This is a genomic window from Williamsia sp. D3 (assembly GCF_000506245.1).
Taxonomy (GTDB): Bacteria; Actinomycetota; Actinomycetes; order Mycobacteriales; family Mycobacteriaceae; genus Williamsia; species Williamsia muralis.
In genome coordinates this window covers 154,141-172,853 of sequence record NZ_AYTE01000013.1, presented here as the reverse complement: position 1 = coordinate 172,853, position 18,713 = coordinate 154,141, and the positions used below count along the sequence as shown (strand labels likewise).

Genomic DNA, 18,713 nt, shown 5'->3' with positions numbered 1-18,713 from the left:
GCCCTATGTCCGCCCGAGCCGCGGCGCGGGTGCCGCGAGCGCCTCGGGTGACGCGCCCGAACCGGAGCCCGAACCCGAACCTGAACCGGTACAAGCACCACCCGAGCCCGTTGATGACGAAGACCTCACTGATGCCGAACGCGACGAGATGATCGCCACGGCACGAGATTCCACGCCGGATCCGCGACAGGATCCCGAACAGGTGGCAATCGAACTCCTTGCCACCGAGCTGGGCGCCCGCCCGATCACCTGACCTCCGCTGCCGCCGGACGCGCGACACCGACCGGGTCCCAGAAAATTCGCGCCATGTACCGGCGTACGCGCCGGGTGCAACTGGTGCGTGGGTCGGCAGCCGGCGCGAATTTCTGGCAGCGGCGGGAACCGGAGGGTCAGGTCAGGCGTTCCACCACGGGCGCAGCGGCAGATCACCGTTGCCGCCCTTGTCGTCCAGTTTCACCGCGAGAACCTGATGTAGCTGAATGATGTTGCGCTCGAATCCGATCCGGCATCCGGCCATGTACAGACCCCAGAGCCGTGCGGTGCCGATGCCCACTTCTTCGACTGCCTCGTCCCAGTGGTCGACCAGGTTCTTGTTCCAGTCGCGGAGGGTCATCGCGTAGTGCTCGCGCAGGTTCTCCTCGTGCACCACCTCCATCGCACCGATGTTCTGGATGGCCGAGATGATGGTGCCCGAGCCGGTCAACTCCCCGTCGGGGAACACATAGCGGTCGATGAACGGCCCGGCCTTGCCTCGGCTCACGTTGTTCGACCGGGTGATGCAGTGGTTCAGCAGGATTCCACCATCACGCAGTTTGCTGCGGATGAACTTGAAGTACGACGGGTAGTTCTGGATACCGATGTGCTCGGTCAATCCGATGGACGAGACAGCGTCGAACTCGTCTTCGGTGACGTCGCGGTAATCACTGTGCCGCACTTCGGCGAACTCGCTCAGACCCTCGTCGATGATCGCCTGCTGTGCCCACTGGGCCTGCTCGGCCGACAAGGTCACGCCGATGACGTGTACACCGCGACGTGCCGCGTACCGCACCATCGAACCCCAACCGCAGCCGATGTCGAGTAGTCGATCGCCGGCCTTGAGCTTCAGCTTCTCGAAGACGAGGCGATACTTGTTGTCCTGCGCCTCTTCCAGGCTCGCCTCATGATTCGGATAGCAGGCGCACGTGTAGGTCATCGACGGCCCGAGCACCCATTCGTAGAAGGTGTTCGAGACGTCGTAGTGATAGTGGATCGCTTCGGCATCACGAGTCTTGCTGTGCCGCAAACCCTCTGCGATTCGTCGCCACCGGGGGAGCTGCTCCTGGGGCGGGGGTGTGATGGGCTTGAAATGCTCGAGTCCCAGTGACCGGGTGATCTGTGCCAGCGTGCGGGCCGACGGCCTGGAGAACTGCACGTCCTCGGAGATCGCTCGCAATGCGGGGTAGGGGTCGCCCTCGTGGCACCCCTTCAGCGAGAGATCGCCAGCGATGTAGGCGCGGGCCAACCCGAGGTCGCTGGGTGCGGTGGCCAGATAACGGGTACCCCGCGGGGTGAGCAGTTCGAGCCCGTACTCGGCATCGGCCGGGCCGGCCGAACTGCCGTCGTAGGCGGTGACGCTGATCTGCAGATCGCCACCCGCGACGGCCTCCACCACCTCGGCCAGGCTGAGTTTCGGCCCGACCACCGACCCGGGCACCTCGTTGTTCTTCACAGTTGTCATTGCCGCTTCACCGCCTTTGAGTACAGGTCGAGTAACCGCGACCCGGGATCGTAACGTTTCTTGAGCAGGCGGTAGGGCTCACCGCCATAGAGCTGATCGAATTCCTCTTCGCCATAGAACGACTCGGAGTACAGCGATTTGTGTCCGTCGAGTTCGGAGACCTTGATCTCGATCTGCCGGTTGGCGTAACCCTCCGGCTTGTCCTCGCGTTTGGGCACCGCAGACCAGAACCCCACGTTGACGTAGGTGCGGTGGGGCTCGAGGGGATACAGCGGCCACGGGCGGTGTACGTCGGCACCGGCGGGGGAGGGGTCGCGAAGTCGCAGCGGGCACAACCAGATCGGCTCGATCGGGATGTTCTCCAAGAACCAGTGGACGAACTCGGAGGTGCGCTCGATCGGGACCTCGATGTCCTGGACCACCCGTTCCCCGGGCGGTTGACCTTTGCGGGCATTGAGCTTGTCGCCGATGTCGAACCGGTGGTCGAGCGCGATCAACTTCCAGTAGAAGCTGCTGCGAAGCAGGGGTTTTGGCCACAGACGGCGGATGCGGGGGTTCTGCGCGCCGAATGCCCGCGAGCACCAGAACCAGTCGGTGTCCCAGCGCCACAGGTAGTCGGCGATGGTGAGCCGGTCGCGGATGGGAGTGGAATCGGCGCTGTGCTGGATCGACCGGTAGTAGATTTGATCGCCGGTGTAGTCACTGACCGGGCCCGGAACGCTCGTCTGCGCGCCCAGAACGAGGTAGCTCTCGGTCGCGGAGAACACGACACCGTCGAGATAGTCGACGCGTTCGCCGGCGTAGGTGCCCTGCTCGACGATGTCGTTCATCGTGGACTGCAGGGTGTCGACGTCGGTGAACCGTACGTGGCGCAACTCGACGTAGGGCGCGACCTCCTCGAGCTCGATGCGTAGCCGCGTCGAATAGCCAAGCGTTCCATAGGAATTGGCGAACCCGAAGAAAAGATCTGAGTTCTCGCTGGTGGCCGAGGTGGTGACGATCTCGCCTGCTCCGGTCAAGATGTCGATCTCGAGCACCGATTCGTGGGGGAGTCCGTTGCGGAACGAGGTCGACTCGATGCCGAGGCCGGTGACCGCGCCGCCCAGGGTGATCGTCTTGAGCTGGGGAACGACCTTGGGCGCCAGACCATATTTGAGCGTCGTCGCCACAAGTTCTTCGTACGTACACATTCCGGCCACGTCGGCCGTACGGGCCTGCCGGTCAACCGAGATCACCCGGTCCAGCCCCGAAACGTCCAAACCGGGATAAGGGTTCTTCGCCCGCTTGCGGAACAGGTTCGACGTCTTCTTCGCCAGCCGAACACGGCCAGCGGTCGGGATGGCCCGGTAGCTGGCCAGCAACTTCTCGACGCCGTCGTCGAAAATCTCTCGCCCTGTTTCGGAACCCGTTACCCGCGACACGCATAAGAGCCTAGGACCCTCGTCCAGTAGTTGCCAGCTCACCCACCACCATGACCGATTTGCCGTTGTTTGGTTGACACGGGCCGGCTGCGCCGCGCGAAGCCGTCCGGTGGCGTTCTGGCAGGCTCGACGTGACACCTCCCAACAACCGAAAGGTGATATCTCGTGGCACAGGTAACCGCATCCCAGTCAACAGTCATCAATGCCGCGCCGGAGAAGGTGCTCGCGGCACTGTCCGATTACCAGACGGTGCGTCCCAGCATCCTCCCCGGCCAGTACCGCGACTACAAGGTCGTCGAGGGTGGCGTCGGCGCAGGCACGGTCGCATCCTGGACCCTCCAGGCAACAAAGAAGCGCTCGCGCAACGTCCAGGCCCGCGTGGGCGTGGTCGGCTCCACCGTCACCGAGACCGACGTCAATTCCTCGATGGTGACCACGTATCAGGTGGATGCCTCCGGGGCCAGCTCGAAGGTCACCACCACCACCACGTGGCAGGGAGCGGGCGGTATCGGCGGATTCTTCGAGAAGACGTTTGCACCCAAGGGGCTGGCGAAGATCCAGGCCGAACTGCTCGGCAACCTCAAGTCGCACGTCGAACGCGTCTGAGCCGGATCGCGCCGAGAACGACTTCCAGAAGACGACCCGAGTGCGACACCGCAAACCAGCGCCGCTCCCATTGCGCGACGGTGTGGACCCCACTCGGGTCGTTCTGCGTTCCGCTGATCGCACGATCGGCGAGGCGATGCTGGCCGCACCGGCGTGTGACGGCCTGACGCTCGACGATCTGCTGATCCGGGCCGAGCGCGGTGAGGTGCTCGGCATCGGTGGTGAACCCGTCGATCTGGCTGCACCGGCCCAGATCGGACGGCCGGTCTACTTCTACCGCGATCTGCCCGTGGAGACGGAGATACCGTTCGACCTGCCGATCATCCATCAGGACAACAATCTGGTTGTCGTGGACAAACCGCACTATCTGGCGACGATGCCTCGGGGAACGCACGTGGTGCAGACCGCGCTGGTCCGGTTGCGCCGAGAACTCGACAACCCATCGATCAGCCCGGTGCACCGGCTGGACCGGCTCACGGCCGGAGTGCTCATGTTCACCGTGCGCCCGCAGGCGCGCGCCCCCTACCAACAGCTCTTCGCCGACCGTGCGGTGAACAAGGAATACCGTGCCCGCGCACCGATCCACCCCGGCCTGCAATTGCCGGTCATTGTTCGCAACCGCATCCTCAAAGACGCCGGCGACCTGCGAGCTCGGGTGGAACCGGGGGAGGTCAACGCTGTCTCGACCATCGATCTCCTGAGCGCCTCTCACGATCGGGGGGTCTACCGGCTGAGGCCGCAGACCGGTCGCACACATCAGCTCAGACTGCACATGGCGGGTTTGGGTGTCCCGATCGACGGAGACCCGCTGTACCCGGAGGTCCGGCCCAAAATTGCCGCAGCCCCGGACCGCGGTGATTTCTCCGATCCGCTTCGCCTTCTTGCCTACTCTGTCGAGTTCACCGACCCGTTCAGCGGCGAGCTGCGACGCTTCGTCAGTACCCGCGAACTGCTCTGAGAGGAGAACCGAGTGGCAATCATCGTCTCCTACGACCGCTACCCGGACCTGCGTTGCGAGGTGGTGCTCTTCCTCGACGACGAGAGTGGGGATTGTTTCCAGGTCCAGCGCGACCTCCCCGCCGGCGACAACGGCTACGAGATCAGCGCCGGGGTCGGGCCGCCGGTGCGAGGGGGTATCGCCGCGTGGCAACGGGTCGGCGACGAGTTTCAGTTCGCGCTGACACCCGAGGCGTCGATGATGTTCGGTGGCAACGCGCGACTGCGGTTCGAGGCCGAGTCGGCGGGCGGCGATACCATCGACAGCATTGCTGCTCATCTCGAACGCATGATGCGCCCGCAAGACAACCCGCCCGACGGCCCGATCGGGCCCGATGACCCCGATCAGCCCTATGAGACAGAGGACAGCAGTGGAACCAGATAACCCGATGGCAGGACTCCTGCAGCAGGCTCAGCAGATGCAGCAGCAGTTGCTGGCCGCGCAGGAACAGATCGCCGCCGCCGAGGTCACCGGAACCGCCGGTGGAGGGCTCGTCACGGTCACCGGTAACGGCACCGGCGAGGTCACCGCGGTGACCATCGACCCCAAGGTCGTGGACGCGGACGACGTCGAGACCCTGCAAGATCTCATCGTCGGTGCTCTTGCCGATCTGAACAGCAAACGCGACGAGCTCACCCAGCAGAAGATGGGTCCGCTCGCCGGCGGACTCGGCGGCCTGGGCGGCGGATTCCCCGGTCTGGGTGGATAGCTGACCCGTGTATGAAGGACCGATCCAGGATCTGATCGACGAGCTGGCGAAGCTGCCAGGGCTCGGTCCCAAGGGTGCCCAGAGGATCGCGTTCCACCTGCTGGCCGTTCCGGCAGGCGACATCGACCGGCTGACCGCCGCGTTGGTGCACGTCCGCGACGACGTGGTCTTCTGCGAGGTCTGCGGCAACGTCTCGGCACAGGTGCGTTGCCGGATCTGCCGTGATGCCCGGCGTGATGCCAGCAAGATATGTGTGGTCGAAGAGCCCAAGGACGTGCAGGCCATCGAGCGAACCAAGGAGTTCACCGGCCGCTACCACGTTCTCGGTGGGGCCCTGGACCCGCTCGGCGGGGTCGGCCCGGACCAACTGCGGATCCGAGAGTTGTTGCGTCGCTTGGGTAACCAGGAAGATGGCGTGGACGTCAGCGAGGTGATCGTCGCCACCGACCCCAACACGGAGGGCGAGGCGACGGCGACCTACCTGCAACGGATGCTTCGGGATTTCCCCGGTCTGTCGGTGACCCGGCTGGCGTCGGGTCTGCCGATGGGCGGCGACCTCGAGTTCGCCGACGAATTGACGCTCGGCCGGGCACTGTCCGGTCGCCGGATCCTGACGTAGCTCTCATGGTCGACGACGCGTGGATCGAACATTTCGCCCGGCAACTCAAGTCGGGCATCGTGGCCATCGACGGCCCGTCCGGCGCGGGCAAGTCGACGTTCGCGGACCGGTTGATGGCCGTGCTCCACGATGTCGGTACCCCGGCTGTGCTGGTGCGTACCGACGACTTCGCGACATGGGACGACCCGGTCGGTTGGTGGCCCGAGCTCGACGAAGAGGTGATCCGGTCGTACTGGCGTGGACACGACTTCCGCTACCACCCGCGTGTGTGGCGGGACGGCCGTCCCGAGCACGGTCCTCGCGTCTGGGTGAGATGGGAGCCGTTGCTGGTGATCGAGGGTGTGTCCAGTGCGCGTGCGCCGGTTCGCAGGCAGCTCACCAGGGCGCTGTGGCTCGATGGCGGCGACGAATCGGAACGTCTGGAACGAGCGGTCGCCCGCGACGGTGAGGCCGAACGCCGGCACCTGATCCGTTGGCAGAACTTCGAACGCGGCTGGTTCGCGGTCGACCGCACCCGCGAGCACTGTGAAGTGGTACCCGAGTTCGCGCCGGAATCGGTCTGACCCGTCAGTCTGGTTCGGTCGTCGGGGTGCGCAGCAGCTCCTGCACCTCGTCGTCGGACACCTGACTGAAGTCGCGGTATGACCGCCCGACCGCAGTGAAGTGGTCAGGTAGTGCGCCGCAGACGATTTCGTCGGCGGCCCCGGTCAGCAGCGAGCAGGTCGACTCCGGTGCGGTACCGGCGGCGACGATCACCTGTGCGGGCCGGCGACTGCGCACCGCGTCGACCGCCACACGCATGCTGGCCCCCGTCGCCAGTCCGTCGTCGACGAGGATGACAACCTTGCCGGTCACCTCGGCGGGTGGGCGCCCCTCCCGATAGACCTTTTCGCGACGCATCAGCTCCCGGGTCTCGGCCTCGAGGACGCGCTGGACGTCGTCGCGACTGATACCGAATTCGCGGATCATCCGATGATTGAGCACCGGTTCCCCGCCCGAGGCCACCGCGCCCATCGCGAGCTCCTCGCGTCCGGGTACCCCTAGTTTTCGGACCACCATCGCGTCGAGTGGGGCATTGAGCGCATAGGCGATCTCCCAGGCGACCGGGACGCCTCCGCGGGCCAGCCCGAGCACGAGGACGTCGCTGCGGTCGGCCAGCTCGAGTTCGCCGAACTTGAGCTGATCGCCGAGAGCGCGGCCTGCTGCACGGCGATCCAAGAACTCGCGTGCTTCCTCACGGCTGTGTCGCAGTCGCATCTGCCTGTCCACCTGCTCCCGTTCACGCTCGGTCTCGGCCGACATCTCCGCCGGCGCGGCGTGCTAGAAGAACTGGGCGGTGGTGATGCACGGCCGGCCGGCTTCGTCGGCCACCTGATACACCGCCCGCGTCTTCTCCGAGATGTCACCTTGCTCCCACGAGAATGCCACGATCACCTCGACTTGGGCAGAGGGTGCAGGGCGCGGCACCACCGCCATCGAATCGATGGTCAGGGTGCTCGACGAGTTACGCGTCTTGAGCTGGTCGGTGGACGTGATCAGGTCGGGCAACGTCTTCTTGGCGAACTCGCCACAGCTGTTCGCCTTGAACACCGCAACCTGCTCGTCCGCGGTCGCCGGGCCGACGTCGTACATGCTGCGCGTCACTGCGGTCGCGACGTCGCGGGCCTGCTGATCGGTGATCGTCGGGCCGGCCGGCGTCGTCGGTGACCGTGTCTCGCCGTCGCCGTCGCCGTTGTCGGGGGCGGTGAGTGTCGCGACGACGGCGGTGAGTGCCACGAGCACGATCAGCACGCCGCCGAGGACCAGTAGCAGTCGGAGGCGACGGTGTGACCCGGGCGGACGGGTCGGGCGCACATGTGGGCCCGTCATCACAGCACCTTCATCATGTTGACGCACAGGGGAATTGCGGAGCGGCTCACGGTGAACTCGATGGCAGCGGGTTCGATGGGGGCCGGTTCGGCGTTGTCCTGACTCGCGGACACCTCGAAGACCGCGAGCACGGTCACCGACTCCGCATCTTGCCGGGCGATGCCGTAGTGCGCGTTGCTGGTCACCAGGCTGCGGCCGGTGGTGGTGACCGTCTGCAGCAGCGAATCGGCGGTGTCGTTCCACTCCTGAAGGGCCGTTCCACAGAGCAGGGCCTGCGCGGACTTCATCGTCGATCTGATGGTGTCAGGGGTGAAGTTGTAGATCGATTCCGTGGTGGCGCGCACCGTGTCGAGGATGGTGTCTTCGGTCGACACGGTGGTAGACGCGGTAGGAGCGCTGGTGGGCGAATCGTCTTCGCCCACAACCGACCACGTGATCATCCACGTTGCGGTGACCACCACCGCGACCACCACCAGGGCGACGGCGAACAACGCGGGAGCGGCGCGGCGTTGGCCGCCCGGATGTGGTGATGTGGGCCTCGACCGAGGGGATGTCATCGGTGCCGGGGTCTGAAGTCGTTCACCCTCGACGGCCCGCGGCAAGGCGCTCACGGCGCAGCAGATCGACCTCTGCCAACGGCAGCGGATCGAGTTGTTCGACGCCCAGTGCGCGGGCGAGCAGCATGTCGGCCAGCTCGGGATTGCGGGCCAGGGCAGGGCCGTGCATGTAGGTTCCGATCACCGAACCCTGCACCACGCCTTCCACCTTCTCGCCCGCGCCGTTGCCGACGCCGTGCTTCACCTTGCCCAGCGCGTGGGCCTCCGGCCCGAGAGTGGTTCCACCGCGGTGGTTTTCGAATCCCGTCAGTGGGGTGGTGAGCCCGGAGGCCGGTGACGGTTCGGTGATCAGCTCGCCGATGCTGCGTTTGTCCTGCGGTGTGGTGGTCACGTCGAGCATCGAGATCCCCTCGACGCGCTCACCAGAAGATGTCTCGTACCAGTGCCCGAGTACCTGGATGGCGGCACAGATGGCGAGAACGGGCCGGCCTGCTTCTGCCGCGCGCTGCAGGCCCGGGTATTTGGTCAGGTGTCGCGTGGCCAGCCGTTGTGCGTAGTCCTCGGCGCCGCCGAGGGTATAGACGTCGAGCGATTCGGGCACGGGATCGGTGAGGTTGATCTGGATGATCTCCGCCTCGATGCCTCGCATGCGTGCGCGCTGGCGCAACACCAGGGCGTTACCGCCGTCGCCGTAGGTGCCCATCACATCGGGGAGTACCAGTCCGATGCGCAATGTGGAGTCGGACATCAGCGAATTCCCTTCTGCGCGCGCGCCAGTGCGTTGTTGAGGTCGCGAAAAGCGGTGTAGTTGGCGAGTACCTCCACCCGGCCGGGCGGGCAGGACTCGATGGCGGCCATCGGATCACCGATGGTGGTGTGCTCGGCGCCCGCATAGATCAACCGGACACCGAGGTCGGTGGCGCGTTCGCCGGAAGCGACCACCTGCATGTTCTCGAATGCTTCGAAACGGACGTCCCACAGCCACGACAGGTCCTCGCCGTCCGGCACCTGACCGTTGACGGCGATGACCAGGCCGTCGGCGTCCTGGTCGATCATCGCCATCGCTTCCTGCCATCCCGCAGGGTTTTTCGCCAGCAGCATGCGGACGCGATGTTGGCCGATCTGCTGTACCGAGTATCGGCCCGCGACCTCGCCGACGGTGCCCACCGCGGCAATGGCTTTTACGGGGTCGGCGCCCAATGCCACTGCCGCGGCAACGGCCTGCGCCGCGTTGCCGCGGTTGGCGTTGCCGGGCACCGCGAGCGTCATCGGGTGCTCGAAACCGTCTGGCCCGTAGAGGTTCTTGTCGTCAAACCACCAGGCGGGGGCCGGCCGCTCGAAATCGGTTCCGGTGGAATACCAGTGGGAACCGTCACGCAGAATCGGCTCACCCGAACGCGGACAGCTCACCGAATCGCCGGCCCATCCTGCGCCCGCGGCGACCCACACCACCTTCGGTGCGTCGTAGGCGGCGGAGGTCACCAGTACGTCATCGCAATTGGCGATCACGGTGGTCTCCGGGTGCCGTGCGATCCCGTCGCGCAGCCGGCGCTCGATCATGTTGATCTCGCCGACCCGATCGAGCTGGTCTCGTGAGAGGTTCAGCAAGATCAGCGCTTCGGGGTTCACGGCGTCGCTCACGTGGGGGACGTGCAGTTCGTCGACTTCCAACGCAGCCCATTCGGCGGGCCGGTTCAACGACAGGGCGGCGACGATGCCTGCGTCCATGTTGGCGCCGTCGGCCTGCGAAGCCACCTCGCCGAGATCGGCCAGCGCTGCCGCGGTCATACGGGTGGTGGTCGATTTTCCGTTCGTTCCGGTGACGACCACCGATCGCTTCCCGCGCGCGAGTGCAGCCATCAGGGTGGGGTCGATCTTGAGGGCCACCAGGCCGCCGATCATCGAGCCCTTGCCGCGACCGGTTTTCTGCGACGCCCATCGCGCCGTGGCAGCGGCTCGCAGGGCGAGTCGTGCCCGCATCGGCAAGCCTGTGGAACTCTTTCGGTCCTCGTCACGCATGGCTGCGAGTTTGTCATATGCCGCCCCGCGTCCGCCGTATGTGCAAGTCAGGGGACCGCCATCGGTTCGTCCGTGGATGAGGGTTCGACGTTCTTCTCTTTGGCGGGTTTCGACTTGGCGCCGGTCACTCCCGCGAAGCAGCCGATGATCACCACTGCTCCGCCGACCAACTCCCACACCGTCGGTGTCTCCCCGAGAATCGCCCAGGCCGCGCTGATGCCGACTATCGGGACGAGCAACGAGAACGGTGCGACCTTGGATGCCGGATGCCGTGTCATCAGGTATGCCCAGAGCCCTGCGCCACCGATGGTGCCGAGAACCACGATGTAGGCCAGGCCACCGAGGGCCACGAGGCCTGTATGTGTTCCCACTGTGGCGATCGACTCGAACCCGGCGGACGGTCCCTCGACAGCCAAGCTGAGGGCATAGAGCGGGATCGGTGGGATCACGGACATCCACAACGCCATGTAGAGGGCGTTGCGGGGGTGGGCAAGCCGTGACCCGATGTTGCCGAAGGCCCAGCCGAGCCCGGCGAGAAGTGTGAGCAGGACCGGGATCAATCCCGCTGAGGCCCCGTGTGCGGCGCGGTCCACGCCGATCACCACCATGCCGCCGACGGCCACGGTGATCCCGACCGTCTGTCGCAGCGACATCTTCTCGCCGAGCAGGAGGACACACAAGATGACCGTGAAGGGGGCCGACGACTGCAGCACCAGGGATGCCAACCCGGTTGGCATGCCCTGGTCCATCGCGAGGAACAGGAAAGCGAATTGCAGCGTGCCGAAACCGAATCCGTAGAGCAGGAACCAGCGCAGGGGAACATCGGGCCGCGGTACGAACAGGATCACCGGAATGGCCATCACGCCAAAACGCAACGCCGCGAAGAACAGTGGCGGGAAGTGTTCGAGCCCGGCGTGGATCGCGAGGAAGTTCAGGCCCCAGAACACCACGACGGTCAGTGCCAGCAGGCGATCGCGGAGTGTCATGGGGACAATTCTCGGGGCTATTGATGGTTCAGTTCAATCGAATTAAACTGCATCGGTTGTGTAGCTGAACTTAACCTTTGGTGGCAATCGGCCCACACGGTTCATTCGGCCCGAATGCCAGCCAATCGGGCAGCGCCGCGGTGAACTCCGCACGGACGGCCGGATCGGCCATCGTCCGCCAGTCGACCTGCGTGTCCGCCTCGGGTTCGTACCTGTCCCATTCGACCCAGTTGACCATCTTCAGCAGGGGGAACTCGTCGGGCACCGTGGGCGCGAAGATCTGGGTCCACCACGACTTCTTGATCGCGAGGGCGCCGGGACCTTCGGGCTCGCCGGGGTTGAACAGAGCTGCGGTCTCCGGGATCGCCACCGGCTTGTTCCGCTGGGTGCCGTACTCGTCGTAGAAGTCGGGTAACACGGTGTCGTCGCCATTCGCCCCGACATAGCTCCCCGTCAGTTGCTGTGCGAACTTGTTCGGTTCGGCGAGTTCGTTCTCGCTCCAGGGAAAGCGGTTGCCCCAGTGATAGAGCGACATCCCGACCCAATCAACCGATTCATCGCCGGGGTAGAAGGCGGCGTAGGGGTCGTCTTCTCGCGTCAGCTGTCCGTTGCGATCACTGTCCAGGTCCGTGAACTCGGCTGTGCCGGGCGCCGGCGAGTATTCACCGTCAGCGAAGGGATATCCACCGGCATAACTGGGAGCCCACATCATTGCCGAGCCGGGAGCGGCGGCGTGCACGGCCGCAGCGACGCGAGCGAATGTCTCTTTGTAGAGCGCCGGTTGCTGACCCCACGGATACCAGGAACCGTTCATCTCATGGGCGAAGCGGACGACAACCGGGACTCCGGATTCATTGAACTCTGCGAGATCGGCGGCAAAGGCCTCGGCGACCTCAGGGGTGACCGTGCGCAGGCCACCAGATGGCTGCACCGTCAGCAACAAGACTTTTCCGTCTTCGCGGACGGTGTCGACGGTCTGTCTCAGGTCGGCTCGCGCGGCATCGTCGTAGGGGATCTCGGTGAAGAACACCGTCACCGCAGGATGGCTACCGAGGTCTTCCGAATAGTCCGCGATCGTTGTTTTCTCCCAGTCGAAACTGGCGCCGTACCAGACCCCTGTGATGGTGACACGGATTCTGACACCGCTGCCGCGCAGTCGGTTGCCTTGTCGTCGGCTTCCGAGTCGGATGTGACGTAGATGTTGCCGACTCCGATGGCCAACGCCACCACTCCCGCCGCGATCGGCGCCCAGAACGTCCTGACGAAGTACCCGAGCCGGCGACCGAATGTTTTGAGATGAAGCGTCACCCTGCCGACGATAACGAATATGCCCGCACTTGGACCCACTCCAGAGTCAAAGTGGTGCCAGACGCTTCCTTGACGAACACGGGCCGGTCACACAGGGCCCGGATGAGTGGAATCCCCCGACCCCGGAAGCGATTGTGCGCGGGCGGTCGCCATCGGCCTCGATCGGACACGGTCACCGAGAGGCGGTCACTCGAGGGGGAGTGGCGTGCCTCGATCGACATGGTCCCCGGGTGTGGGTCACCGACGTAGGCGTGTTCGGCCGCATTGGCGAGAGCCTCATATGCCGCCAGGACGATGGCGTACAGGTGCTCGTCCGAGATCGCGAAGTTCTCGTGGAGCCATCGTCCGAACTCCTGACGCAGGTGGCTGGCTCCCGCAGCGGTCGCCGGCACGTCCGGACGGCTGAACGCGGTGTCGTCATATGAGTCTGCTACCGGTTGTAGGGACATGGTGTTTGCCTACCCAGTCGCTCGCGAACTATGCACGAATGCGGTGGAGAGCCCCCGAATGAGTGGCCCGGATCACTCACACAACCGATCAGTGCCGATGAGTCTGCGATCGGGGAAGGTCCGGCCTCCACGGTTCCGCGTTGATACAGTCAGGTGATTTTTTCGGTGGTGCGGGCGCAAAGCGTTGCTACACATCACGGCTGTCGGGGGGCGGCCAGTACGTCGATGCAGTAGTGACCTGGGGGAGTCCATCACCGTGGAGTTTCTTCGTTCGTGGTGGCGGCAGCCGTTCGACTACCAGTGGACGGTCAACTATCACCGCGTGCGTGGAACGCTGGCAGTCAATCGCATATCCGTCGGGCTGTGGTGCTGCTGCTTCAGCGTCGGAGCCTTCTGTGCACTGACGTCGCCTGCCGGTCCCCGAGGCGGCGCCCCGATCGACATCCTCGTCGGCGTACTCGCTGTCGCCTGTGCTGTCATCGGCGTCGTCTGGCTTGCCGGGCGCTGGCCCCGCCAGTGGATGACCCGGCTGTTCGTCGTCTACACCGATGTCGGCGTCGCGGTGGTGCTGTTCACCTTCGCCGACCTGTTCATCGCGATGATGGGCTGCTCGCTGTTCTCGGTGACCGGTGCGCATGTGACCGCTTTCCACAGTCCGCGGTGGCTGCTCGGGCACCTGAGTTTCGCAACGGCGGTGACGCTGGCTCTCTACGCGTGCGTGGTGTTGGGTTCGGACGCGGACAAGGGCATCGCCACGGCACTGTTGATGGTGTTGCTGCCGGTTCTGCTGGCAGCGCCGATCATCATGCAGTCGGGCCTGCTGGATCTGCGCGAGGACGCCAATGACGCATTCCGGGACCACCTGACCCAGCTACGCAATCGTCGTGGACTCGAAGCGGGGTTTCATCAGCTCCAGTACAGCGGGATCCCGGTGGGGCTGGCGGTGCTGATGCTCGACATCGACGGCTTCAAACAGATCAACGACCAGCACGGACACAGCGGTGGAGACGCGGTACTCGAACGTGTCGCAGCCCGGCTGGTGGAAGTCGCCGGTACTCACGCGCTGATCGCCCGCGTGGGCGGCGAGGAGTTCGCGATCACGCTCGTCGGCACCCCCGAGCAGGCGATCGCATTGGCGCATCGGGTGCGTTCGACGCTGCACAACACGGACGATCGACATCCGATCACGGTGAGCGTCGGGGTTGCGGTCGCCACCCACCAGCAGCTGCGGGCGAACAAGCGGCAGCCGAGCACGGCAACCCTGAGAGCGCTGATGAGGTCTGCGGACATTGCCATGTACCAGGCGAAAAAGCTTGGGGGTAATGGTGTTTCGGTGGATTCCGATCTCGATGACGCGAACTGCTGATCGCGGGATCGCCCGGACCTGGTGTGTCACATCGGCGGTGACACCCTCAGTCGTCGATCCATTCCAATAGATCCCCGGGCTGGCATTCGAGTACCCGGCACATGGCTTCCAGGGTGCTGAATCGAACCGCCTTGGCACGGCCGTTCTTCAGCACCGCGACATTCGCGGGAGTGAGCCCCACACGCTCGGCGAACTCCCCGACACTCATCTTCCGCTTCGCCAACTCCACGTCGATACGCACGACGATCGACATCAGATCACCGCGTCCATGTCCGACCGCAGCGTAGTGGCCTGGCGCAGCAGTGCGCGCATCACAACCATCAACAGGCCCAAGACGGCTCCGCCCATCAGCATCAGGAAGAGGAGAAGCGGCAAGCCCGGATCGTTCGCGTTGAAACCGACGAAGAGGAACACGCCGAGAAGTGTGAGCCAACCGGCGCCGATCGCCCAGACGATTGCCGTGACCCAGACGAGTGAGGCGTGGGTGAAGATGCGGTCGCTGCGCACCAGGGTGAGCAACTTCCAGGTGCAGACGATGACCACCTGGGCGCAGAGCACCCAGAACACGGTGACGGCTGTCGCCGGCCAACGCAGGTAGGCCTGATCGGGTGATTCCTCGGCCATGTGTGCGAATTGTCCTGGCAGGGACATGGTTTGGAACAAGACCAGTATTGCGAAGAGCGATACGAGGAAGACTCGCAGTGCGGTGACGACCCAGCGTTCGTTGAACATGCATCGACTATCACGACAAATCTATCGAATGTCAATAGGTCGATCGGAGCGACGAACTCTGGGTCTGTCCGGTTTCGGTGATATGGATGGTCTGTCGAACTCAGCGTGGCGCGGGGAAAAGTGTTGACGCCAAGGTGATCTCGCCGTCCCGTTCGTTGACGAACGCCCCGGGACACCCTCCGCTCAACGCGCTCGAGACCGCAGCGATCACGCGGTCGTCTGCGGGCTCGACCGCGTGCTCGAGGTTCGGAATCGGGGCCAGCCTGCAGTGGCCGCCATCGAGCCGCCCGTCGGCCAGTTCTTCGTTGCTTCTGATCGAGTAGTACTCGACGTCTCCGGGTGTGTCGTCGCCGTTGTTGAGTTCGGCGATGAACGGGGTCACCGGGCAGCCGTCGAAGCCGAATCCGGGCAATTGGACGCAGCCACCGGGCGAGCCGTACTGAGGGGTGCCGATCGCAATGTAGTCGTCGATACGCTCGGAGCCGCCCAGCGCTTTCAGGTAATGGCGCGACGACAAACCCCCGTAGCTGTGCGCCACCAGCGACAGGCTCTCCACTTCGACTCCGGCCGCGGCACTTTCGACCGACTCCTGGATGGCCTGCGAGTCCGCGTAGAGGTCGAGGCCCTTCACGTCGACCGTGTCGACGGTGTACCCGTCGGCAGCCAACTCGTCCGCCATGTCCTGGAAGAGGTCCACGCTGGAGGTTCCCGGGGCCGGTTGCTGGCCGGGTACCAGCAGCACGATGCGTTGAGGCTGAGTCGGCGTCGATCCGGCCGATGCGGTGGCGGAGCCGATGAGAGTGGCCACCGAAGCAATCGCGAGCGTGCCCATGAGTTTTGTGAGGGCACCCTTAGTGGAAGTCATGGGGGGAAGGTACCCGGCGTTCGGCTTGCAGGCTAGGCCCCCTCCACAAACCTCCCGTCGGGATATTTGCGACCGAACCGCGACACTGCCTTTCCGAACAGCGAGCGCCGTCCGGTCTCGGTGACGCGAACCCCGAGGGTGTAGACATTTGCTCCCTGTTCACGCCACACGGTTGATTGGACCGTGTAGTGAACGCCGTCCTCGACCACCTCCCGGCTGGTCGTCGATTCGTTGTCGTCCGCCCATGCGAGTTCGGTGTAGTCCACGCGCCGGCCCCATTCGGCCAAGTGGGTGTCTGCGAGCCTGCCGGCCACATGTTTGTCCATGGGCAGCAATACTAGGCGCCGCCGACGAGACGCGACGTAGTACAAGACCTACAAACGAGCTGCCGGACAGATCATTTCGGCAATCGACCGACATCGAGCATGGGTACGAGGAATTGCCACGCGATCGCGGCGAGTTGCTCGTCGTCATCGAGGTCGACGACATCGCTGCGGATCGTCAGGAACGACGCGGAGATGCGCACCATCATTTCCGCGATGAGGTCGATGTTCAGTTGTTTGTCGACGTTGCCTGCTTGTTGCTCGCGACGGAGCTGACCCGCCACGAATTCGCGGACCGCCGCGACCATGCGGCCGTCGTCGCCGATCATCGATCCGGCGACCAGGCCGGGTTCGGCGTCGATCAGCCCGCCGATCATCGGATTGCCGCGGATGGCGCGCAGAGAGCTCACGAATCCGAGAACAACTCGCTCGGCCGCGGTCTCGGCGGATCGGATGTCGGTGAGGAAGCGCTCGAAGTACCGCCGGAACTCTCGAAAGATGACCTGCTCGATCAGGGCGTCCTTGGTGGCGAACCGGCGATAGACCGTGATGCGGGACATGTTGGCCCGCCTTGCGACGTCCTCCATGGACGTGCGCTGGACACCGGTGCGGCTGAACTGCTCGTAGGCCGCGTCGAGCAATCGGGTGCGGGTGGTGTCGTCGCCGGCGTCGGTCCTTCTGATCGCGTCTTTGTACGCGCGTTCGAGCATCGCTCGGGTGCTCGACGTCGCCATAGACGAAGACGGTACCGGTTCCCGGGGCTCAGTTCGTTCGAACAGGTGTGAGTCGCACGAGGAAACTGCACCGCTTGTGACCGGCAACACTTTTGTGCTAACCATGTTACTAAGAAACGCTGATTGTTTCATTGCATCAGCGAATGAATTCATGGTCGGACGGGGAGTGAATAGCGTGGACAACTTCAGTAGGCGCAACGCGTTGAAAGCGGGCGGGGTGTTGGGTGCGGCCGGCGCTGCAGCGGTCATCGTTCCGGCGACCCCGTGGACATGGTCGCCGGCAGGTTCGGTGCCGGGAACCGGTAGCGGGGCCGACCCTCGGGGCGTGTGGGACAACGAGGCCGATCCGGTGGTTGCGTCGTTGATCGACCGCGGCGAGGTGCCGCGCGTGAACGAGTTGTTGAAGCACTGGACCAAGAACGGCCAGGCGTTGCCCGCCGGCCTGCCGAATGACCTGCGGGATTTCATCGAGTACGCGCGGCAGATGCCGTCGTGGGCGGATCAGGGCAAGCTGGCCACAGCGGTCGAGTTCAACCAGAAGCGCGGCACCTATCTGGGTGTTCTGTACGGCTTCGCCAGCGGCATGATGAGCACCGTCATCCCCAAAGAGGCGCGGGCGGTGTACTACTCCAAGGGCGGCGCGGACATGAAGGACCGCATCACCAAGACCGCCAAACTCGGGTACGACATCGGTTCGCTCAATGCCTACCAACCTGACGGTGAAATGGTGATCACCTGCGTCAAGACTCGGCTCGCGCACGCGGCGGTTCGGCACCTGCTTCCGCAGTCGCCGCACTGGACAGGGTCTGCGCCAGAAGACATCCCGATCAGCCAGGCCGACATCATGGTCACCTGGCACAGCTTGCCGACCACCGTGATGCGAAACCTGAAGAAGTGGAACGTGCAGATCCCGGCCGCCGAGTCGGAGGGCTTCCTGCATTCCTGGCAACTGGCCGCACACCTGCTCGGTGTGCAAGACCAGTACATCCCGGCCTCGTGGGATCAGGCCGACTCGCAGGCCAAGCAGGTTCTCGACCCGATCCTCGCGCCCACACCCGAGGGCATCAAACTCGCCGACATCCTCCTGGGTCTGGGTATGAATCTGGACCTGACGTTGCTCAGCCGGCCCATTCTCGGTGCGTTGACCCGATTCATGCTCGGCGATCAGGTGGCCGAGTGGCTGCGGATTCCGCGGGAGCCCGTCTGGACGCCGTTGCTCGAAACCGCCTGGGGTCCGTTTGTGGCTGTGCGTGAAGGGCTTCTCGACGTGGGTGTCCCGGAAGAGGCCTACTGGTTGTTCGACGAGTTCTTGCGCCAGTTCGTCTTGTTCTACACCTCAGAACTCCGGATGCCGATCAACATCGAGATACCGGTGATCAACAACCCGAACTACAAGTGATGCCACGGCGCGCATAATCCGCCGGAGTCTTGGAGAG

General features: G+C 64.6%; 23 protein-coding genes and 1 pseudogene. 9 read left to right on the top strand and 15 right to left on the bottom strand.

Going from position 1 to position 18,713, the window contains the following annotated elements; genetic code table 11:
• Window positions 1-253 (top strand): annotated as a pseudogene (locus tag W823_RS0128565) (DNA polymerase III subunit gamma/tau); the annotation flags it as partial.
• A gap of 141 nt (window positions 254-394) precedes the next feature.
• On the opposite strand, the gene W823_RS38925 reads toward W823_RS0128565, so the two are convergent.
• Both W823_RS38925 and W823_RS38920 read right to left on the bottom strand, forming a co-directional pair.
• Window positions 395-1,717: a class I SAM-dependent methyltransferase gene (locus W823_RS38925; protein WP_023956589.1), complete on the bottom strand. Its 1,323-nt coding sequence runs from the start codon at window positions 1,715-1,717 to the stop codon at window positions 395-397.
• A complete protein-coding gene (locus W823_RS38920) occupies window positions 1,714-3,138 on the bottom strand; it encodes an FAD-binding oxidoreductase (protein ID WP_023956587.1) in 1,425 nt (474 codons plus the stop codon). The genes W823_RS38925 and W823_RS38920 overlap by 4 nt, the downstream gene beginning before the upstream one ends.
• Before the next feature lie 165 nt (window positions 3,139-3,303).
• Here W823_RS38920 and W823_RS38915 point away from each other — a divergent pair, with 165 nt between their 5' ends.
• The 6 genes from W823_RS38915 (at window position 3,304) to W823_RS38895 (ending at window position 6,632) form a co-directional block, all read left to right on the top strand.
• Window positions 3,304-3,744: an SRPBCC family protein gene (locus W823_RS38915; RefSeq protein WP_023956585.1), complete on the top strand. Its 441-nt coding sequence runs from the start codon at window positions 3,304-3,306 to the stop codon at window positions 3,742-3,744.
• Between the two features lie 82 nt (window positions 3,745-3,826).
• Entirely contained in the window at window positions 3,827-4,702 is an 876-nt protein-coding gene (locus W823_RS38910; protein ID WP_235189465.1) for a pseudouridine synthase, read from the top strand.
• A gap of 12 nt (window positions 4,703-4,714) precedes the next feature.
• The gene (locus W823_RS0128560) at window positions 4,715-5,125 is read left to right on the top strand and encodes a hypothetical protein (RefSeq protein ID WP_023956581.1); all 411 of its coding nucleotides are present in this window, start codon (window positions 4,715-4,717) and stop codon (window positions 5,123-5,125) included.
• On the top strand, window positions 5,076-5,450 hold the full coding sequence (locus tag W823_RS38905) for a YbaB/EbfC family nucleoid-associated protein (RefSeq protein ID WP_051406427.1): 375 nt from the start codon (window positions 5,076-5,078) through the stop codon (window positions 5,448-5,450). Before W823_RS0128560 ends, W823_RS38905 begins: the two co-directional genes overlap by 50 nt.
• Window positions 5,451-5,457: 7 nt before the next feature.
• Window positions 5,458-6,069, top strand: a complete 612-nt coding sequence (recR, locus tag W823_RS38900; RefSeq protein WP_023956577.1) for a recombination mediator RecR — start codon at window positions 5,458-5,460, stop codon at window positions 6,067-6,069.
• 5 nt (window positions 6,070-6,074) lie between these two features.
• Window positions 6,075-6,632, top strand: a complete 558-nt coding sequence (locus W823_RS38895; RefSeq protein ID WP_023956575.1) for a uridine kinase — start codon at window positions 6,075-6,077, stop codon at window positions 6,630-6,632.
• Between the two features lie 4 nt (window positions 6,633-6,636).
• On the opposite strand, the gene W823_RS38890 is transcribed toward W823_RS38895, so the two are convergent.
• From W823_RS38890 to W823_RS38860, 8 genes are all read right to left on the bottom strand, one after another.
• Window positions 6,637-7,371 carry a phosphoribosyltransferase gene (locus tag W823_RS38890; RefSeq protein WP_023956573.1) on the bottom strand — a complete coding sequence of 245 codons (735 nt, stop codon included), beginning with the start codon at window positions 7,369-7,371 and terminating at the stop codon, window positions 6,637-6,639.
• An 18-nt stretch (window positions 7,372-7,389) separates the two neighbouring features.
• The gene (locus tag W823_RS38885) at window positions 7,390-7,938 is read right to left on the bottom strand and encodes a hypothetical protein (protein ID WP_023956571.1); all 549 of its coding nucleotides are present in this window, start codon (window positions 7,936-7,938) and stop codon (window positions 7,390-7,392) included.
• Complete coding sequence (locus tag W823_RS38880; RefSeq protein ID WP_152538017.1) at window positions 7,938-8,495, bottom strand: hypothetical protein; 558 nt, start codon at window positions 8,493-8,495, stop codon at window positions 7,938-7,940. The genes W823_RS38885 and W823_RS38880 overlap by 1 nt, the downstream gene beginning before the upstream one ends.
• Before the next feature lie 22 nt (window positions 8,496-8,517).
• Window positions 8,518-9,243 carry a type 1 glutamine amidotransferase gene (locus tag W823_RS38875; protein ID WP_023956567.1) on the bottom strand — a complete coding sequence of 242 codons (726 nt, stop codon included), beginning with the start codon at window positions 9,241-9,243 and terminating at the stop codon, window positions 8,518-8,520.
• Entirely contained in the window at window positions 9,243-10,514 is a 1,272-nt protein-coding gene (locus W823_RS38870) for a Mur ligase family protein (protein ID WP_023956565.1), read from the bottom strand. The genes W823_RS38875 and W823_RS38870 overlap by 1 nt, the downstream gene beginning before the upstream one ends.
• 47 nt (window positions 10,515-10,561) lie before the next feature.
• Window positions 10,562-11,500, bottom strand: a complete 939-nt coding sequence (locus tag W823_RS38865) for an EamA family transporter (protein ID WP_023956563.1) — start codon at window positions 11,498-11,500, stop codon at window positions 10,562-10,564.
• Between the two features lie 70 nt (window positions 11,501-11,570).
• Window positions 11,571-12,536 carry a glycosyl hydrolase gene (locus W823_RS0128555; protein WP_235189464.1) on the bottom strand — a complete coding sequence of 322 codons (966 nt, stop codon included), beginning with the start codon at window positions 12,534-12,536 and terminating at the stop codon, window positions 11,571-11,573.
• 268 nt (window positions 12,537-12,804) lie between these two features.
• The gene (locus W823_RS38860; protein ID WP_023956561.1) at window positions 12,805-13,257 is read right to left on the bottom strand and encodes an ATP-binding protein; all 453 of its coding nucleotides are present in this window, start codon (window positions 13,255-13,257) and stop codon (window positions 12,805-12,807) included.
• Between the two features lie 256 nt (window positions 13,258-13,513).
• Here W823_RS38860 and W823_RS38855 point away from each other — a divergent pair, with 256 nt between their 5' ends.
• Window positions 13,514-14,623 (top strand): GGDEF domain-containing protein, encoded by a 1,110-nt coding sequence (locus W823_RS38855; RefSeq protein ID WP_023956559.1) that lies wholly within the window; start codon window positions 13,514-13,516, stop codon window positions 14,621-14,623.
• Between the two features lie 46 nt (window positions 14,624-14,669).
• Here the strand turns inward: W823_RS38855 and W823_RS38850 are convergent, their stop codons facing one another.
• The 5 genes from W823_RS38850 to W823_RS38830 all read right to left on the bottom strand — a co-directional run bounded on the left by W823_RS38850 (window position 14,670) and on the right by W823_RS38830 (window position 17,277).
• On the bottom strand, window positions 14,670-14,876 hold the full coding sequence (locus W823_RS38850) for a helix-turn-helix transcriptional regulator (protein WP_023956557.1): 207 nt from the start codon (window positions 14,874-14,876) through the stop codon (window positions 14,670-14,672).
• On the bottom strand, window positions 14,876-15,355 hold the full coding sequence (locus tag W823_RS38845; RefSeq protein WP_023956555.1) for a DUF2975 domain-containing protein: 480 nt from the start codon (window positions 15,353-15,355) through the stop codon (window positions 14,876-14,878). Before W823_RS38845 ends, W823_RS38850 begins: the two co-directional genes overlap by 1 nt.
• A 100-nt stretch (window positions 15,356-15,455) precedes the next feature.
• On the bottom strand, window positions 15,456-16,220 hold the full coding sequence (locus tag W823_RS38840; RefSeq protein WP_023956552.1) for a triacylglycerol lipase: 765 nt from the start codon (window positions 16,218-16,220) through the stop codon (window positions 15,456-15,458).
• Window positions 16,221-16,252: 32 nt separating this feature from the next.
• A complete protein-coding gene (locus tag W823_RS38835; RefSeq protein WP_023956550.1) occupies window positions 16,253-16,546 on the bottom strand; it encodes a hypothetical protein in 294 nt (97 codons plus the stop codon).
• Window positions 16,547-16,617: 71 nt separating this feature from the next.
• A complete protein-coding gene (locus W823_RS38830; protein ID WP_031331821.1) occupies window positions 16,618-17,277 on the bottom strand; it encodes a TetR/AcrR family transcriptional regulator in 660 nt (219 codons plus the stop codon).
• Window positions 17,278-17,452: 175 nt separating this feature from the next.
• On the opposite strand from W823_RS38830, the gene W823_RS38825 reads away from it, so the two are divergent.
• A complete protein-coding gene (locus W823_RS38825; protein WP_023956546.1) occupies window positions 17,453-18,676 on the top strand; it encodes an oxygenase MpaB family protein in 1,224 nt (407 codons plus the stop codon).
• Window positions 18,677-18,713: the final 37 nt, after the last annotated feature.

Bases quoted from the DNA above. Each gene is read 5' to 3' on its own strand.
- W823_RS38865 (WP_023956563.1), bottom strand. From the start codon at position 11,500: ATGACACTCCGCGATCGCCTGCTGGCACTGACCGTCGTGGTGTTCTGG.
- W823_RS38880 (WP_152538017.1), bottom strand. From the start codon at position 8,495: ATGACATCCCCTCGGTCGAGGCCCACATCACCACATCCGGGCGGCCAA.
- W823_RS38860 (WP_023956561.1), bottom strand. From the start codon at position 13,257: ATGTCCCTACAACCGGTAGCAGACTCATATGACGACACCGCGTTCAGC.
- W823_RS38885 (WP_023956571.1), bottom strand. From the start codon at position 7,938: ATGACGGGCCCACATGTGCGCCCGACCCGTCCGCCCGGGTCACACCGT.
- W823_RS38895 (WP_023956575.1), top strand. From the start codon at position 6,075: ATGGTCGACGACGCGTGGATCGAACATTTCGCCCGGCAACTCAAGTCG.
- W823_RS38845 (WP_023956555.1), bottom strand. From the start codon at position 15,355: ATGTTCAACGAACGCTGGGTCGTCACCGCACTGCGAGTCTTCCTCGTA.
- W823_RS38875 (WP_023956567.1), bottom strand. From the start codon at position 9,243: ATGTCCGACTCCACATTGCGCATCGGACTGGTACTCCCCGATGTGATG.
- W823_RS38850 (WP_023956557.1), bottom strand. From the start codon at position 14,876: ATGTCGATCGTCGTGCGTATCGACGTGGAGTTGGCGAAGCGGAAGATG.
- W823_RS38890 (WP_023956573.1), bottom strand. From the start codon at position 7,371: ATGTCGGCCGAGACCGAGCGTGAACGGGAGCAGGTGGACAGGCAGATG.
- W823_RS38840 (WP_023956552.1), bottom strand. From the start codon at position 16,220: ATGACTTCCACTAAGGGTGCCCTCACAAAACTCATGGGCACGCTCGCG.
- W823_RS38835 (WP_023956550.1), bottom strand. From the start codon at position 16,546: ATGGACAAACATGTGGCCGGCAGGCTCGCAGACACCCACTTGGCCGAA.
- W823_RS38830 (WP_031331821.1), bottom strand. From the start codon at position 17,277: ATGGCGACGTCGAGCACCCGAGCGATGCTCGAACGCGCGTACAAAGAC.
- W823_RS38905 (WP_051406427.1), top strand. From the start codon at position 5,076: ATGACCCCGATCAGCCCTATGAGACAGAGGACAGCAGTGGAACCAGAT.
- W823_RS38870 (WP_023956565.1), bottom strand. From the start codon at position 10,514: ATGCGTGACGAGGACCGAAAGAGTTCCACAGGCTTGCCGATGCGGGCA.
- W823_RS38925 (WP_023956589.1), bottom strand. From the start codon at position 1,717: ATGACAACTGTGAAGAACAACGAGGTGCCCGGGTCGGTGGTCGGGCCG.